Annotated in this window: 18 protein-coding genes and 1 pseudogene; 17 read left to right on the forward strand and 2 right to left on the reverse strand. The window is 34.9% G+C overall.

The window, feature by feature from the left end:
* The 11 genes and pseudogenes from AAGD68_RS00370 (at position 1) to AAGD68_RS00420 (ending at position 7,393) form a co-directional block, all read left to right on the forward strand.
* Complete coding sequence (locus tag AAGD68_RS00370) at positions 1–492, forward strand: phage tail protein (protein ID WP_065095516.1); 492 nt, start codon at positions 1–3, stop codon at positions 490–492.
* A 9-nt stretch (positions 493–501) separates the two neighbouring features.
* Positions 502–984, forward strand: a complete 483-nt coding sequence (locus AAGD68_RS00375) for a hypothetical protein (RefSeq protein ID WP_065095515.1) — start codon at positions 502–504, stop codon at positions 982–984.
* Positions 971–1,434, forward strand: a pseudogene (locus AAGD68_RS00380) (phage baseplate assembly protein V). Before AAGD68_RS00375 ends, AAGD68_RS00380 begins: the two are co-directional and overlap by 14 nt.
* A complete protein-coding gene (locus AAGD68_RS00385; protein ID WP_250778397.1) occupies positions 1,431–1,685 on the forward strand; it encodes a PAAR domain-containing protein in 255 nt (84 codons plus the stop codon). The pseudogene AAGD68_RS00380 and the gene AAGD68_RS00385 overlap by 4 nt, the downstream one beginning before the upstream one ends.
* 2 nt (positions 1,686–1,687) lie before the next feature.
* The gene (locus AAGD68_RS00390) at positions 1,688–2,023 is read left to right on the forward strand and encodes a GPW/gp25 family protein (protein WP_341814249.1); all 336 of its coding nucleotides are present in this window, start codon (positions 1,688–1,690) and stop codon (positions 2,021–2,023) included.
* Positions 2,024–2,025: 2 nt separating this feature from the next.
* Positions 2,026–2,817 (forward strand): baseplate J/gp47 family protein, encoded by a 792-nt coding sequence (locus AAGD68_RS00395; protein ID WP_341814250.1) that lies wholly within the window; start codon positions 2,026–2,028, stop codon positions 2,815–2,817.
* Entirely contained in the window at positions 2,817–3,977 is a 1,161-nt protein-coding gene (locus AAGD68_RS00400) for a phage tail protein (protein WP_341814251.1), read from the forward strand. The genes AAGD68_RS00395 and AAGD68_RS00400 overlap by 1 nt, the downstream gene beginning before the upstream one ends.
* Positions 3,978–4,170: 193 nt before the next feature.
* Positions 4,171–4,896, forward strand: coding sequence for an ankyrin repeat domain-containing protein (locus tag AAGD68_RS00405; RefSeq protein ID WP_341814252.1), 726 nt, complete (start codon positions 4,171–4,173; stop codon positions 4,894–4,896).
* 37 nt (positions 4,897–4,933) lie between these two features.
* Complete coding sequence (locus tag AAGD68_RS00410; protein WP_341814253.1) at positions 4,934–5,431, forward strand: ankyrin repeat domain-containing protein; 498 nt, start codon at positions 4,934–4,936, stop codon at positions 5,429–5,431.
* Positions 5,432–5,435: 4 nt separating this feature from the next.
* Entirely contained in the window at positions 5,436–5,867 is a 432-nt protein-coding gene (locus AAGD68_RS00415) for a DUF2924 domain-containing protein (RefSeq protein WP_265027449.1), read from the forward strand.
* A gap of 2 nt (positions 5,868–5,869) precedes the next feature.
* On the forward strand, positions 5,870–7,393 hold the full coding sequence (locus tag AAGD68_RS00420) for a recombinase family protein (protein ID WP_341814254.1): 1,524 nt from the start codon (positions 5,870–5,872) through the stop codon (positions 7,391–7,393).
* A 220-nt stretch (positions 7,394–7,613) separates the two neighbouring features.
* Here AAGD68_RS00420 and AAGD68_RS00425 read toward each other — a convergent pair whose 3' ends face one another.
* Both AAGD68_RS00425 and AAGD68_RS00430 read right to left on the reverse strand, forming a co-directional pair.
* On the reverse strand, positions 7,614–8,900 hold the full coding sequence (locus AAGD68_RS00425; RefSeq protein WP_341814255.1) for a Na+/H+ antiporter NhaC family protein: 1,287 nt from the start codon (positions 8,898–8,900) through the stop codon (positions 7,614–7,616).
* A 236-nt stretch (positions 8,901–9,136) separates the two neighbouring features.
* Positions 9,137–9,595: an Hsp20/alpha crystallin family protein gene (locus AAGD68_RS00430; RefSeq protein ID WP_341814257.1), complete on the reverse strand. Its 459-nt coding sequence runs from the start codon at positions 9,593–9,595 to the stop codon at positions 9,137–9,139.
* A gap of 218 nt (positions 9,596–9,813) precedes the next feature.
* Between AAGD68_RS00430 and AAGD68_RS06735 the strand changes: the two genes are divergently transcribed.
* The 6 genes from AAGD68_RS06735 (at position 9,814) to AAGD68_RS00460 (ending at position 14,814) form a co-directional block, all read left to right on the forward strand.
* The gene (locus AAGD68_RS06735; RefSeq protein WP_353286141.1) at positions 9,814–9,897 is read left to right on the forward strand and encodes a hypothetical protein; all 84 of its coding nucleotides are present in this window, start codon (positions 9,814–9,816) and stop codon (positions 9,895–9,897) included.
* Positions 9,898–10,102: 205 nt separating this feature from the next.
* Positions 10,103–10,330 carry a hypothetical protein gene (locus AAGD68_RS00440; RefSeq protein ID WP_341814259.1) on the forward strand — a complete coding sequence of 76 codons (228 nt, stop codon included), beginning with the start codon at positions 10,103–10,105 and terminating at the stop codon, positions 10,328–10,330.
* Positions 10,331–11,689: a hypothetical protein gene (locus AAGD68_RS00445; protein WP_341814260.1), complete on the forward strand. Its 1,359-nt coding sequence runs from the start codon at positions 10,331–10,333 to the stop codon at positions 11,687–11,689.
* Positions 11,674–11,841, forward strand: a complete 168-nt coding sequence (locus AAGD68_RS00450; protein WP_341814261.1) for a hypothetical protein — start codon at positions 11,674–11,676, stop codon at positions 11,839–11,841. Before AAGD68_RS00445 ends, AAGD68_RS00450 begins: the two co-directional genes overlap by 16 nt.
* A 109-nt stretch (positions 11,842–11,950) precedes the next feature.
* Positions 11,951–12,430 carry a hypothetical protein gene (locus AAGD68_RS00455; RefSeq protein WP_341814262.1) on the forward strand — a complete coding sequence of 160 codons (480 nt, stop codon included), beginning with the start codon at positions 11,951–11,953 and terminating at the stop codon, positions 12,428–12,430.
* A complete protein-coding gene (locus tag AAGD68_RS00460; protein WP_341814263.1) occupies positions 12,430–14,814 on the forward strand; it encodes a hypothetical protein in 2,385 nt (794 codons plus the stop codon). Before AAGD68_RS00455 ends, AAGD68_RS00460 begins: the two co-directional genes overlap by 1 nt.
* The last annotated feature ends 240 nt before the right edge of the window (positions 14,815–15,054 follow it).

Raw genomic sequence — 15,054 nt, forward strand, 5'->3', positions numbered from 1 at the left:
ATGTCTGTTCATATAGAAGTTGAGGTAATAGAAAGTGTAAATGCTAAAAGAAAAAAAATAGAATTAGCAATAGTGAGAGCGTTAAACAGAACAGCACTATGGCTAAAATTGAAGACAGCAAAAGAAATTAGTGAGGAAAAGAAGATAAAATTAAGTTTGATAAGAAAGAGATTAAGAATTTTTAAGGCGAAAACTAGCAGATTAGAAGTGTTAATTAGAGCAAATCTCTATGACATTAGAGCATCGACAATTGGCAAGATACAAAAAACAAGAAGAGGATCGAAAGTAGGAAAGCATGAGTTTATAGGAGGATTTGCAGCAGTTATGCCAAAAGGAAATAGCGGTATGTTTAAACGTGAAGGAAGGGCAGCATTGCCAATAAAGGAAGTTAAGTTGCCACTGAAACCTGAGGCTTCAAGGATAATAGGGAATCTTGTTAATTATGAAGTTGAAAAGGTATTTGAAAAATATTTTATACATTACATGAGTTAAATTATATGCATGACAAAGTTCTGGAAAGATTTACATCAAGCAATTTGCAGCACACTGAAGGAAGAAATACCGTCTATACAGACATGTGAAATTTATCCAGCAATAAGGAAAGAATTATTAGCGCCAGCGTTATTTGTAGAGCTTGTGAGTTTAGAATCGGGAAAAGATCCTGGAACAGAGGAATTAGCGCTGAAAGCAAGATTTGAAGCGAGAATTGTAGTTGATGGAACAGTCGAGTATTCCTCGTTAGTTGTAAGGTCATTAGCAGCAGAAGTAGCAAGAGTAGTAAATAAAAATACTTGGAACGTGAAAAATGTTTCACCAGGAGAATTTATATCAGGAGGAGGAGATGATTTTAGGCCAGAGCTCGATGCATATTTAGTGTGGTTGGTTGAATGGGTTCACTATCTGCATTTTGGAGAATCAGTCTGGTTAGAGGGGAAAATTAAGCCACATAAAATAGCAGTGGGAGAAATGCATGTTGGAAAATAATTTTGCCATTGCAGAGTTACAGAGAAAAGTAGCGAATATTATTCGTATCGGAATTATTAAAGAAATAGATTATGAAAAAGCAAAAGTAAGAGTGAAAATAGGAGAATTTTTAACAGATTATCTGCCATGGGTAACGAGCAAAGCAGGAAAAGATAGAGATTGGTCTCCACCAGATATCGGTGAACAGGTTATGATATTTTCTCCTTTTGGTGAACTATCATTAGGAGTGGTATTAGGAGGAATATATCAGGAAAAATACCCTGCACCAGAGAATAAAAAAGAAATAAATAGATAAAATTTCAAGATGGAACAAGATTGTTATATGATAAAGGGAAGCATCATTTAGAGATTGAAGTAGTGGACAAAATAACACTGAAGGCTGGGAAATCAAGTATAGAAATGACAAAAAGTGGAATAAAACTGAAAGCAGAAAGGATTGACTTAAATTGAACAAAGGAATAGTAAGGTTAGGAGACTATTGTGGAGAAGCTATACCACATTTCTGCATTAGCGGAAGTAATAATGTTTTTGTAAACGGTAAGTCAATATGTAGACAAGGAGACAGTTTTAGTGAAGGAAAAGTAATGATTCAAGTATCAAAAACAGTGTTTGCAAATGGTCTTAGTGTAGGAAGAGTAGGAGATATAGTTTCATGTGGGTTTAAAGTAATAAAAGGCAGTGAAACCGTGTTTGCAGGCTAAAAATGAAAGGAATGGATGCTAAAACAGGGAAAGCGTTAGAAGGAATAGAGCACTTAAAGCAATCGATAATTGATATACTGACCACACCGATAGGATCGCGAATTATGATGAGGGATTATGGGTCTAGGCTATTTGAATTAGTAGATAAGCCAATCAGTAGGGATTTAACACTAGAAATTTACGCAGCAACAGCAGAAGCACTGGGGAAATTTGAGAGGAGATTTAAGTTAGAAAAAGTAAAGATTGCTGAAGTTAAAGAAGGAAAAATGACTCTTGTACTTGAAGGTATTTATCTTCCAGAAGGCAAATTCATAGATATTAGAGGAATAGTTGTTTAGAAATGCAGACACCTAATATTATTGAAAAGCTGAGTTATGAAGAAATCTTTTCGAGAATGAAGGAAGAATTGGTCCGTAGAGATGAAACCTTTTCAGCATTAGTTGAAAGTGATCCAGCGGTAAAGATTATGGAGGTAGCAGCATGGAGAGAACTTTTGCTCAGAGAAAGAATAAATGAAGCAGTAGAGAGTAATTTACTGAAATTTGCAGTAGGAGAAGATCTTGATAATTTGGCTGAGTTTTACGGAGTGGAGAGGCAGAAAGAAGAAGATGATGAAAGATTTAGAAAAAGAATCAAGGCAAGAATAGTAGGTTGGAGCACAGGAGGAAATTACCGATATCATGCACTGTCAGCAGATAGCAGAGTAAAAGATGCTTTAGTAGAATCTCTGGTACCAGGAAGTGTGCGAATTTCCATATTATCCACAGAATTATCCACAACCGGCATACCCCCAGAAGAATTACTAGAAATTGTCAGAAATCAACTAAACAGGGAAGATGTGAGGATTTTAACAGATACAATAGAAGTGGTAAGTTGCAATATTATAGAAATAGTTGTCCACAGTAAAATTAGCATTAAAAGACCAGATATTATTGAAACGGTGAAGAAGAAATTTATCGAAAAATTTGAAACAACGAAAAGATTAGGATGGAGTGTGACAAGATCGTGGATTATAGCGAATTTGTTCGTAGAAGGAGTAGAAAACGTAGAATTAATCGAGCCAAGGGAGGATGTTGTGGTATTGGGGAATGAGTGTGCTGCCTTAAGAAGTTTAAATGTTGGGTTGAATTAATGTTATTGCCACCAAATGCAACAAAGCAAGAACAAGCATTGGCAGATGCAACAGATTATAAGGTTGATCCAAGCTGTATTAGAGGGTTTAAATTTAGATTAGAAGAAGAAAAATTGCCGTGGTTGATTGAGGAATATGAATTGGGGGAAATTCTACGTTGGGTAAGGGATAAAAGAAAAGCTGTAATAGAAGGAGTAAAATTTCAAAGGCTACGTGGAACGCCTGCATCACTTAAGATAGCACTAAAATGGGCAAATATAGAAGATATTACAATTATCGAAGAACCACCTGGTAAACATTTTTTTGAACTGCAAATAGGAATAAAAGATGTTCCAAATGACTTTTTTGTAGATGCAGTAGTAGAACTTGCAAAACTATCACTACCAGCAAGATCGCGGCTAATGAGGATTTTTAATGACCACTACAACGTTGATAGGTTTATTTTAGATGAAAGTTTATTTGGAAGTTTGTTATCAGACTACTCTGGTATAAAAGTTGAAAAAAATGGGCCAGTGTTATCGTTTGGAAGAGTAAATTTTTTCAGTTCTAGAGGTCCGTTAGTAGAGATTGTAGACAACTATTTAAGAGAGCATTATGAACAAACATTTAGTAATGACATATATCGATTAGATGTAGCAGTACTTGGAGAAACCGAGCCTAACACAAAGAATTGTAACGGTATTTATGAAAGAAGTCATCAGTGGAATAATTTAAAAACGTTATATCCGCTACCACAGAGCTTATTACCAGCAATTAAGTTTGCAAAGGCGCAGATAGTATTATCGGACAGTTGGAGTTTAGGAGAAATAAACGCATGTTTTCCGGTTACGAGTGCAGAAGAGAAAGGAAGTAAATTTTTACTAGGAAGTGATAAACTATCCGAACAACTGTGGAATTTAAAATACAAGCCAATTTTAGAAAGGTTTAGCGTTACTCACCACTACAAGGTAGAAGATTTTACCAACCAGAAAGTTATAAGATTTGGTTTAGCAGAACACAATGTTCATTTTGAAAGCGATTTAAATTCAGAGCAAAAGGATTCAATACATAAATTAGAAAGTTACATTTTAGTATTGTACGGAGGTGTCTTAACTTGGCACGAACATCGACATTTGAATAGAAGTTGGGAAGAAAAACAGGTCATATGTTTAATACGCTAAGTACTTATATTTATATCTTCATATATTACATTAACATTCGGTAAAAATGTGTGTTTTTTGAAAAAAAAGAAGTTGCTTTTTGATATCAAAACAGGCATAACTAGAATAGTAGTGGGTAAACATAAGAAGTTTACTTTACGCTAGAATGAGCCAAATTGGCCATTTTATGTATGTTTTTATAGTGAGGTACACAATGAAGTTTAGCAAGGAAAAGAGAGAAGCTTTTAGTAAGTTTTTTAAAGAAGTATCAAGCAACGGATTTAAAAATATTAATAAAAGAAATGAAGAAGGAGAGACGATATTGCATCAAGCAGTAGAAATCTCCGATCACAAAACAGTGAAGTTATTAATAAAAAAAGGAGGGGAGATCAATGCAAGAGATAAAAATGGTTATACACCACTGCACTGGGCAGTATTTGCGAAAAGTTTAGAAAATGTAAAAGTGCTGATAAGGGGAGGAGCAGAAATAAATGCCACTCAATATATCGGCGGATGTACACCACTGCACTCTGCATGCAGGATAGGGGCAGGAATTGCAATAATAAAAGAGCTAGTAAAAGCAGGAGCTGCCATTAATCAACTGGATAAATATGGTGCAACACCAATGTATTATATATGGGAGAGTGAAAGGTATTGCCTATGGGATAATGGAGAGAATGAAAAGGCGAGAAAATTCATGAGAGAACAAGGTGGAATAACAAAAAGTAGAAAAGTGACATGCTATGAAATAGAGAATTTAGTGGAAGAAATAGCATATATGTTAGATAGAAGCTATTTACCAGAGTTAAAAATAATAGAGATAAAAGAAATAAGAAAGAGAGATAAGGCGCTAATAAGGGAAGAGTGTAAAAATTTAGCAAGCAAGATAATGTGCAAAGTGAACGAAATGATTGATGAGGTGGTGAGAAGGAAAGCTTAAAAAAGGGACTTAATTTTAAAGAAAGGTGGGGTAGATTATGATAAAGCTTGGTAAGAAAGAGGCATTTAATAAATCTCTATTAGAGAACTCATTTAAAAGTGTTTATGAAAGAGACGAAAATGGAAGAACAGTTCTACATTATGCAGTAGATGCAAAAACAGTGAGGTTATTAGCTGAAAAAGGAGCGAATGTGAATGCAGTAGATGTAGGAGGGTATACACCATTGCACTTGGCAGTAACAGCCCAGAATCTAGAAAATGTAAAAGAGCTAATAAGATCAGGAGCAAATGTTAATGCTGAGGAATATGGGAGTAAGAATACGCCATTACACCTAGGATGTATGATTGGTGAAAAAGAGATAGTGGAAGAGCTAGTGGAAGCAGGAGGAGAAATAGAGAAAGAGGATAAGTTTGGGCTGAAAGCGATGGATTATGCAAAAAACAGTAAAGAAGTAACTGAGGTATTAAAGAAAGAAACAGACAGAATTGAAAAGTTATTTGAAAAGCGAAGGGGAAAACCATCTACGAGAGGCTAAAAATATGGAGGAAGAAATAGAAAAAAAGGTAAAGGATTTAGAGAAAGAATCATTAGAAGAGCTGAGGAAAATATGGAAAAAGGTATATGAGAAAGAAGCGCCTAGATACTCAAAGAAATATCTGGTACCAAGATTAGCATATAGGTTGCAAGAGGAGGAGTATGGAGAAATATCAAGAAAAGGAGCAAAAAGACTAGAGTATCTGGCAGATCGGCTAGAGAAGGGAAAAAGAATAAGTAGTGACAAACTTCCGGTAGCAGGAACAGAGCTAATATTAGAAAGAGGAGAAGAGATGCATGCGGTAATGGTAACAGATAGGGGTTTAATCTACAGAGAAGAGTTTTATACGTCATTGTCAGCAGTAGCAGGGAAAATAATGGGAATGAGTTACAACGGACCTTTATTGTTTGGAATGCGTGATAAAAGTGGAAGTTGAGAATGTTAAAAGAGGTAAGGTGCGCGATATATACGAGAAAATCAAATGAGGATGGGCTAGAACAAAAGTTTAATAGTCTTGATGCGCAGCGAGTAGCATGTGAGAAGTATATAAAAAGCCGAGAAGGCTGGGTAGTATTGGCCAAAAGGTACGATGATGGAGGCTTTTCAGGGAGTAATTTAAATAGACCAGCGATAAAGGAGTTGTTTGAAGACGTAAAGGCAGGAGAAGTAGATTGTGTGGTAGTATATACATTAGACAGACTATCAAGGGAAACAAAAGATAGTATAGAAGTGACATCATTTTTTAGAAGGCACAGAGTAAATTTTGTAGCAGTAACGCAGATATTTGACAATAATACGCCAATGGGAAAGTTTGTGCAAACAGTGTTATCAGGGGCGGCACAACTAGAAAGAGAAATGATAGTAGAGAGAGTAAAAAACAAGATAGCAACATCAAAAGAGCAAGGATTATGGATGGGAGGAACTTTACCGCTAGGGTATGATGTAAAAGAAAAGGAATTAATAATAAATGAAAAAGAGGCAAAGACGGTGAAACATATATTTGCAAGGTATATGGAGATAAAATCAATGGCAGAATTGGCAAGAGAGTTAAATAGCGAGGGGTACCGAAAGAAGAGGTTTGAAGCAAAATCGGGAAAAGTATACGGAGGAGAAATCTTTAAAAAAGCAACGGTAAGGAGAATAATAACAAATCCAATATATATGGGAAAAATACGGCATTATGAGAAGCAATATGAGGGAAAACATGAAGCAATAATAGAAGAAGAAAAATGGCAAAAAGCGCAAGAATTAATAAAGAATCAACCGTATCAAGGGAAAAAATATGAAGAGGCACTACTAAAGGGAATAATCAAGTGCAAGAGCTGTGATGTGAATATGACACTGACGTATGCGAAAAAGGAGAATAAGAGGTATCGATATTATATATGCAATAACCATTTAAGAGGAAAAGATTGTGGATCAGTGAACCGAACAGTAGTAGCGGGAGAAGTAGAAAAAGAAGTGATGAAGAGAGCAGAACGCCTATATGAAAATTTGGAAGAAAAAGCGGAAGAGTGGAAAAATTTAAGTTTTGGAAAACAGAAAGAAGTGGTGAAGAAATTAATAAAGACAGTATGGATGAGAGAGGATGGAATAGATGTCTGTTCTGAGTCAGAGGAAAAATTGATACCAATGAGTTTAAAAAAGAAAGGAAATAAATGCACGGTAGTAGAACCAGAAGGTAAAACAAACAATGCACTACTGAAAGCAGTGGTAAGAGCCCATCTGTGGAAACGTCAACTAGAGGAAGGGAAATATGGAAGTGTGAAAGAGCTGAGCGTTAAAATTAATATAGGTACAAGACGTATACAACAAATTTTAAGGTTAAATTATTTAGCTCCAAAGATTAAAGAAGACATAGTAAATGGGAGACAACCGAGAGGTTTAAGATTAGCTGATTTAAGGGAAATACCAATGTTATGGAGTGAGCAGTTGGAGAAGTTCTACGAACTGGCGTCTTAATTTATAAAAGCAACAGGAGATCAAAAAGCTAGAAAACCGATATTTCAAAACAAAGAATTTATAGTATGCAGGTTGATGAAAAGAAGTTTGGGTAAACCAGTGCTACAGAAATTTACATTTAATTATGTAATAAAAGTCATTTATCGCAAAAATTCATATTTTATCCAATCGAAGCGGGGAATTTGAGTGGATAATTTTGTTATAATTAACTAAGAGCTTGTTAAGTTACGATCGTATCACGTCTGCCGTTAATAACTATTTCACCTACCGCAACTGCTGCAAAAACAAAACAATAATATACTTTTGTTAGTACGATAATGGGTGACAGAGAAGCAATGCTGCTTGCTAGTAATACTTGAGAACCATAAGGTAAGATACTTTTTGTGATCGAAGTAAATACCTCTAATAAGTACGCACTACGGTGTGGTGCAATGTTATATCTTTGTGCAAGTCTTTTTGCAATATTACTAGTTAATAAAATAGCAACAACATTGCTGGAAACTAAAATAGTAAACATAGATGATATTCCTGCAATCATAAGTTCAGCTTGACTTTTCGTAAGATTCACTTCATCGGTGAATTTATCTATCTTTTTCTGACTGTATTCGTACATTAAGTGGCTTAATCCACTACTGAAGAGAATAAATATCATTACTTCATTCATCTTATTAAAACCCCTACATATGTCATGAGAATATTCAATAAGAGAATAATCAAAAAAAGCTGTTCCTAATATCCCGGCAATAACCATATTAACAGCTAATGTTACCAGAGTGTTTATTTCAAATAAACCCATAATTATTAAAGATATATAAGGTACAATTTTGATTACGGATAAGTAATTCAGACTTGAGATAGAAACAACTTCTGTACTATTTGAAATTATTACTAGATAAATAAGTATTATAACACCTGTAACAGATCCTGTCTTGAGGGTCAGTTTTAGTTTATCCTTTACTGAAGCTCCTTGTGAAGAAGTAGCCGCAATAGTAGTGTCAGATATCATTGAAAGATTGCTGCCAAACATAGAACCACCTATAACGGCTCCAACGCCTACCGCACAATCAAAAGCTCCATTTTGTGCTAGATTCACAGCTATTGGTGTTATAAGTGCAACAACTCCGATTGATGTGCCAATTGCACTTGAAATAAAAGCAGAAACCACAAACATTCCAGGAAGTAATAATCGTACTGGAAGAAAGCAAAGAGTTAAGTTAGTAATAACATTTATACTACCAAGTGATTCAGTAACAGTGGAGAATGATCCAGCAAATAGAAAAATCAAACACACGGTAAGAGTAGTTTTAGTACCCATACCTTTTATAAGAGTATCAATATTGTGCTGAATTTTGTTTTTATTGAGTAGAACAGCGAAAAATAATGCTGATAATAAGCAAACTAACGGTGAAATTTGATGAAAAGGATTATCAAGTCCGATAAAAGAAAAATAAATACCACTTCCAAGGTATAAGACTAGAAAGATAATTAGAGGAAGAAATGCAGCCACTTATATAGTTAAACAATTTAAAAATATACCAGACTAAGCTATTTAAAGCAATCACCAGTATTTTGCTTCCGCTAGTCTCTGTACGAAGTTAAAGGTATATCTATTTTCATAGTAACTCAATCAGAGTTAGATACGTATCCACTGTGATAGTGCAAGCAAGAGGGAGCTATCAAATTACTTTGAGAAGAGCGATAAGACAGCGAGCCTAAAACTGGAAGCTCGCCACCTCATGTACACTACTTTACATCAATTTTCTTAATATGTTTTTCCGACTTAGGTACACTTATATGTAATACTCCGTCTGAGAAATTAGCAGATATTTTATCTTGGTCTACATTAGCTGGAAGTTGAAAAGACCTATAGAAAGAACCATGATACCTCTCACGATGGTAATATTGCTTATCTTCTGACTCTTTTTCGCATTTCTTTTCACCTTTCACTATGAGATTATCGCCAGATGTACTAATATCTACATTTTCTTTAGAGATACCTGGCAATTCTAAAGATAGGCAATAGTTTTGCTCTGTTTCATATAAGTCACAAGCTGGCAATATACTACCATCTCTATATCTGAGAAGCCCAGGACTAGCTCCCATAAAGAAGCTATTGAACATGTCGTCAACAGCTTTTTGCAGACCTCTTAAGCTAAAATTATCGCGATTATTGTTTTTATTTGAGTGAACTAGATTACTCATGTTATACCTCCTTATCATTACTCATGCATTATGTAATCATTCTATTTACTAGTTTCAATACTCTGTGATATAATTAAAATAAACTTGGACGAGATTTTCTCAAACTAAATTGATGTCACGCTTTTTAGTAATACTTGGTTTATTGATTACAGGGATAGGCCTTGTTTATCCTCTAATACAAAAACTTGGTATAGCAGGCGATATCTATATTGAAAAAGGTGTTTTATTTTCCGATCACTACTTCAATTTTGATAAGCTTTATAATAAGCCTCGTTATACTACTAATGAATAAGTTTCGTTAGTGGAATTGAATTTCTGCCAAAGTAACCTTCGCCTTAATATTTCAAGATAGGCAACAATAGAGAAGTTTAAGTTATGCAGGTGTGGTTTAGAAGTTTTTAGTGAGTATCAAATTTTACTCAAAGTGTTAGAATTTTATGTAAAAAAAGATATTGACTTGTGACTTAATGATAACTAAGGTATACTGATTAATGATGATAGGGTAGTATGACAAGTTTTTTTGATAATCCGGTAAAGAAACAGCTAGAACTAGCAATTGATAAAGATGATCATAAGTTAGTCCAGATTCTCTTGGGATCGGAATTTTGTCAGCTTTGGCAATATTGGTTAGCACATGCAATGATTTCGTATAACATGTTAGCGATAGAACGAGATACACAGTGTAATTTACCTTTAAAAATTATCGAAAGGCAAAGAGAGGTTTTAGAAGGGTAGTTGGAATTACTTAGAAGTAGAAAGCGAGCGTTAGACGAAGGTGGGCAAGTTGTTCCTTTACAAGAGGAAGAAAGACGCTTAACTGATATGCAAGATTTGATTTCTAAGCTATTTAGAGATGCATGTCAAATAGCTGAGGATCATAAAAGAATTATAGAGCAAGAAAATGTACCAGGTACAAATTTTCTATACTGTACTCAGAATGAGGCTATCATGAGCGAAAACAATAGCACTGGCGCAGTTGGAGGCAATGAAGTAGGTATTCCAGAGTACACAGCTCATTCATTACGTAATGTAAGCGCAGTCACTCAGTTACATTTTGTAGAAGGATGTAATGTTCTTGTTGATGAAATGGAAAAGATGATTGTAAGCAAAGTGTGGGAACAAACTAATTTCTCTACTAGGGCTGGGTACTATTTAAATGAAATAAATAATTATATAAGCGGTGAAAATGGTCAGGTTTTAGATGAAGCTGTAAATTACATACCAAACAACAGGTACTCTGATCTACTTAGAGGATGTTTAGCAGTGTTTAGGCCATTAGTTAATGGAATGCAAGTGGTAAACAACTATATGAATAATAATTTACAAAATATAAGTTGTGTAGACAGTAAAATAAAGGAAGTCAGTGAAATAAACAGTAAGCTCAGTAGTATTGCAGCAGAAAAGAGTGGATTGAAAAAGAAGCTATTGGAAGCAAGGCAAGAAGTAAAGGAAAAAGCAGTTGATAGAATGACAGACGGGAAGTTATTTGATAAAGAATTTGTACATACGATGTATGAAAAATTGTTAGATTACTATCTAATGAAAGCGAGGGGAGATGAAAAGAATGTGTTACACAGTGATATAAAAAACAATGGTGTAGATGAGGTAAAAAGGAAAATTCTCAACCAAACTAAGGAGGTGAGTGTTGACACTACTCATGATCTATTAAAATATGCATTGGATAAAAAGCGGGAAGCTAGTGTAAAAGTAGTCAGTGTGTTGCTGCTCAATCTTGCTCATGCTGGGGATCTTTGTAAGAGTCATATAGAAATATGTCAAAATGAAGAAGTAAGGAATTTAAGCAAAAAGTCAAATAACACAATAATGATAGATGTGCACGATAGTTTATTTGATTTTGATGATAAGTTAGTAAATTTAGTATCGGTATTTCCAACAAAAGAGGGTAATTTTGACAAAAGAGGCAGTGAAGATAAGATTATGCTGGAACAAATAGGTGGACAGAAATACAAGGATATAGTTAAGAAGCTAAAAAGATTAAAGGATGAATTAGAAGAGAAGAGGAAGATATGGGAAAATAAAGAGAATCGAAATGAATGGTGGATTTTTAACCCATTTTTATGGTTTACGATTTGATTTATCAAGGTCTGAGCGAAGGACAATATTCAGTGATAGATAGCCAAGCTGTAGAGTTACATAGAAGGGCATTGTATGCAGATCGGTTTGCTGATGAAGGAATTATGTATGATCATGTAAAAAAAAACGAGAGAAGGAGATGTAACAAGTGATAAAGAGGTAAAGAAGTATATAGAACGTTTATATGGGATTGCAAATCAAGGCTGGGGGAAAGCAAAAGGACAGTATACATTTGGTAGCTTTTTAGAGGATACTGGTAGAATGGCAGATGAGTTAAGGAAGCGTAAATTACAAGAGAAAACTGAAAAGGCTGAACGGGAGGCACGAGCAAGACAAGAGGCAGAACAAAGGGCAGAGCAGGAAGCCCAAGCAAGACAAAGTGCAGAGCAAAAAGCAAAACAGTTAGAGCAGGAATTGGAACAAAAGAACTCAGAGAAAATAGCAATTAGAGCTTGTTGTAGAAAATTAGCAAAACTTGATGAAGAGCTACAAGATGCAGTAAGTAAAGGAAGTGAAGACAAAATTGTAGAAGCAGCCGTAGGTTGTACGAGGGGATCTCCAGAACAGGTAATTGATGCAATAATAGAGGAAATAAAGATTAATAGAGAGCAAATAATAAGAGAAGGGAAAGTAAGTGTTGGAGTAATTGAAGCAGGTATAAGAAGTTTCTCAAATCAGGGTACTTCACTAAGTGATGTAAACGTAAGTCATGGTGTAAATGCAGGAATGGGGAGAAATTGATGAAGTGTGCATCTAATTTACCTGAGTGGCAAAAAGATGTTGTTAAGTTTTTATCAAACCATAGAAAGTATCGGATATTTGGGTGGGAGTTTGGTCCTACTTTGTTAGATTATCTGTACAGAGTAAGAGAAAATAAGCAGCCAGATTATGCAAAAAATGGATTGATTATAACTTACAGTATTACTCCTGTTGTGGCAATAATTTCATTTGCATCGACACGTAGAGCAACATTTACTGCTGCGGCAACTCTTGGGGTAATATTATTTGGGGTGCTAATTACAGTTGCTATTGATTATCAGAAGACGAAAAGAAAAGATACTGGCGGAGTAGCAAGTCAAGAATGTTGCCTTAGATTACTGGAAGGACTTGATGAAGTACCAAAGTATTGGTGGTGGCCGTGGGGTAAGAAGGTAAAAGATATTGAAGTAACTGATGAAGAAGTAGAAAGGGCTTTAAGCTATAGTGATAATTCATTTATTGCACGAGTGATGTATTCACTGTTTACGAATGTAAAACTACACCAACTTTATATTGCAAAGTATGGTTATATTTATAATTATCAAGAGTTAACGGAGGGAAAAATGCCTAACATCTCTATTCCAAAACCTGTTAAGGATAGCTATAAAAAAGCTAAAAATAAATCTCAGGAAGCCTACAATGCAATTAGTGGTGGCCTGAGTAAAGCTGCAAGTGGTGTAAGTTCACTTATTTCTTCTACAGTCAAAAATGAAGAAATTGCAGATGAGCTGGAAGCAAGGTCAAGTAACTTAATAAGGAGAATCTTCAGCGTAGGGGATGAAACTACTGTTACGGTTAAAAGAGGACTTGAGTCATTTAAAATGGAGTGGTTGCCGCTATATTTAGATAGGAGTTTAGCAGCTGTAAGAGATGGAGGAAAAACTATGGAAGATCATAATAAATACTTTAATGAGCAAGTTAGAGAGATATTGAAGCTATCGAAAGTCTACCATCCAGACAAGCAAGAACAAGAAGTTAATAAAAATAGTGAACAGATTTTAATTAACAATGTGACTCAGGCACTAAGGAATATACACGATTATATTACGAAGGATAAAAGCATGGTTGAAAACCGTGTTGTGTATAGGTTGTTTGAGGATGCACCAATAAAAAATGTAATAGATCGTGATGCTTTAAAAGTAGGGAACAAAGTGGCAAAAAGTGAATTAAGTAGCATAGCTTTTTGGGAAGGTGAAATATTAATGAGGGGAAGAAATGAGTATTTAAGTAGTGTAAGAAGTTGTTTGGAAGTATTGAGCAAACTGCCAAAAGATGGAAATGTAATAAATGATGTGAGAAAGGGATTTGATGAAAGTTATAAAAGATACAGAAATTTATATCAAGAAAAGTGGATAAAGAATCTAGAGGAGCTAAGTAGAAATTGTGTAAGAGAGAAGGAATTAGAGGTAGTGAAAAACGATGTAGATATGTTGTTGAAAGAGAGTAAAGAACAGTATGAAATATTAGAAGGAAATCAAAGATTATTGGAAGGAAAGGCGGATAGAGTGTTTATAGAGCCAATATTAGAGTATTGTAATTTAATGAATATCTATTTTACGTTTTTCAACGTTACAGGTGGAAAGGGTATAAACGAATGCTCTATGGAGAAGAATGGAATTAGTGAGGAAGAGAAGCAGAATATAGAAAAGCTTTCATATCAAGAGTTGTTAAAGTCTGCATCAGATAGTTGCAATGAGTTAGCAGGCAAGTTAAAGAGAGATAAGAGGGTAGAGTTATCAAATCAGGGAAGAGAAAGCAGAACAAAAGAACTAGGAAAAGTTTTATTTAAGTTGGAGCGTGGGGCAAAGTTGTTGGAAGAGAAATTTAAGGAAAGGAAGACGTTAATGGAAAGAGAAGAAGAAAGAATAGCAGCAGAGAGGGAAGAGAGGAAACAAAAATTAAGAGAGTTGCAGGAAAGGATTGAGCAGGATGTGCAGGCAAGGCAAGAGGCAGAACAAAGGGCAGAACAAGAGGCTCAAAGGGCAGAACAAGTGGCTCAAAGAGTAAAACAGCTAGAGCAGGCATTAGAAGAAAAAAGCTTAGAGAGGATAGCAATTAAGGTTTGTGCTAGTAAATTAGCAGGTCTTGATGAAGAACTACAAAGTGCAGTAAATGAGGAAAGTGAAGACAAAATTGTAGAAGCAGCTGTAGGTTGTACAAGTGGATCTCCAGAACAGGTAATTAATGCAATAATAGAGGAAATAAAGATTAATAGAGAGCAAATAATAAAAGAAGGAAAAGTAAGTGTTGGAGTAATTGAGGCAGGTATAAGAAGTTTATTGAATCAGGGTACTTCGCTAAGTGATGTAAACGTAAGCCATGGTGCAAGTGCAGGGACAAGGAGAGATAGTGGAGCTGGTATATAAATTTACTTAGGTAATTTTTTCAAATGTGTGAGATAGAGCTGCTAGGCAGGAGGTAATAAAGAGGTGTTTTTTGTTGGTAGAACATTTTAAAAAAGTATCTAATTTAGCACCACAAAAATTTTAATTATTTACTCCTTCCAAAATCGCAAAAAAGTACCTACCTTCGTGAGAACAATTTAAATAAAAGCGGCGTTGTGAAAATAAAAGTGTGAAATTTTTGCAACAAAATTAGGTAAATTA

This window comes from Wolbachia endosymbiont (group A) of Machimus atricapillus, from assembly GCF_964027095.1.
GTDB lineage: Bacteria > Pseudomonadota > Alphaproteobacteria > Rickettsiales > Anaplasmataceae > Wolbachia.

What these genes read in the sequence shown, in the direction of transcription:
- AAGD68_RS00370 (WP_065095516.1), top strand. Translation starts at nt 1, where the DNA reads ATGTCTGTTCATATAGAAGTTGAGGTAATAGAAAGTGTAAATGCTAAA.
- AAGD68_RS00375 (WP_065095515.1), top strand. Translation starts at nt 502, where the DNA reads ATGACAAAGTTCTGGAAAGATTTACATCAAGCAATTTGCAGCACACTG.
- AAGD68_RS00390 (WP_341814249.1), top strand. Translation starts at nt 1,688, where the DNA reads ATGAAAGGAATGGATGCTAAAACAGGGAAAGCGTTAGAAGGAATAGAG.
- AAGD68_RS00395 (WP_341814250.1), top strand. Translation starts at nt 2,026, where the DNA reads ATGCAGACACCTAATATTATTGAAAAGCTGAGTTATGAAGAAATCTTT.
- AAGD68_RS00400 (WP_341814251.1), top strand. Translation starts at nt 2,817, where the DNA reads ATGTTATTGCCACCAAATGCAACAAAGCAAGAACAAGCATTGGCAGAT.
- AAGD68_RS00405 (WP_341814252.1), top strand. Translation starts at nt 4,171, where the DNA reads ATGAAGTTTAGCAAGGAAAAGAGAGAAGCTTTTAGTAAGTTTTTTAAA.
- AAGD68_RS00410 (WP_341814253.1), top strand. Translation starts at nt 4,934, where the DNA reads ATGATAAAGCTTGGTAAGAAAGAGGCATTTAATAAATCTCTATTAGAG.
- AAGD68_RS00415 (WP_265027449.1), top strand. Translation starts at nt 5,436, where the DNA reads ATGGAGGAAGAAATAGAAAAAAAGGTAAAGGATTTAGAGAAAGAATCA.
- AAGD68_RS00420 (WP_341814254.1), top strand. Translation starts at nt 5,870, where the DNA reads ATGTTAAAAGAGGTAAGGTGCGCGATATATACGAGAAAATCAAATGAG.
- AAGD68_RS00430 (WP_341814257.1), bottom strand. Translation starts at nt 9,595, where the DNA reads ATGAGTAATCTAGTTCACTCAAATAAAAACAATAATCGCGATAATTTT.
- AAGD68_RS00440 (WP_341814259.1), top strand. Translation starts at nt 10,103, where the DNA reads ATGACAAGTTTTTTTGATAATCCGGTAAAGAAACAGCTAGAACTAGCA.
- AAGD68_RS00450 (WP_341814261.1), top strand. Translation starts at nt 11,674, where the DNA reads ATGGTTTACGATTTGATTTATCAAGGTCTGAGCGAAGGACAATATTCA.
- AAGD68_RS00455 (WP_341814262.1), top strand. Translation starts at nt 11,951, where the DNA reads ATGGCAGATGAGTTAAGGAAGCGTAAATTACAAGAGAAAACTGAAAAG.
- AAGD68_RS00460 (WP_341814263.1), top strand. Translation starts at nt 12,430, where the DNA reads ATGAAGTGTGCATCTAATTTACCTGAGTGGCAAAAAGATGTTGTTAAG.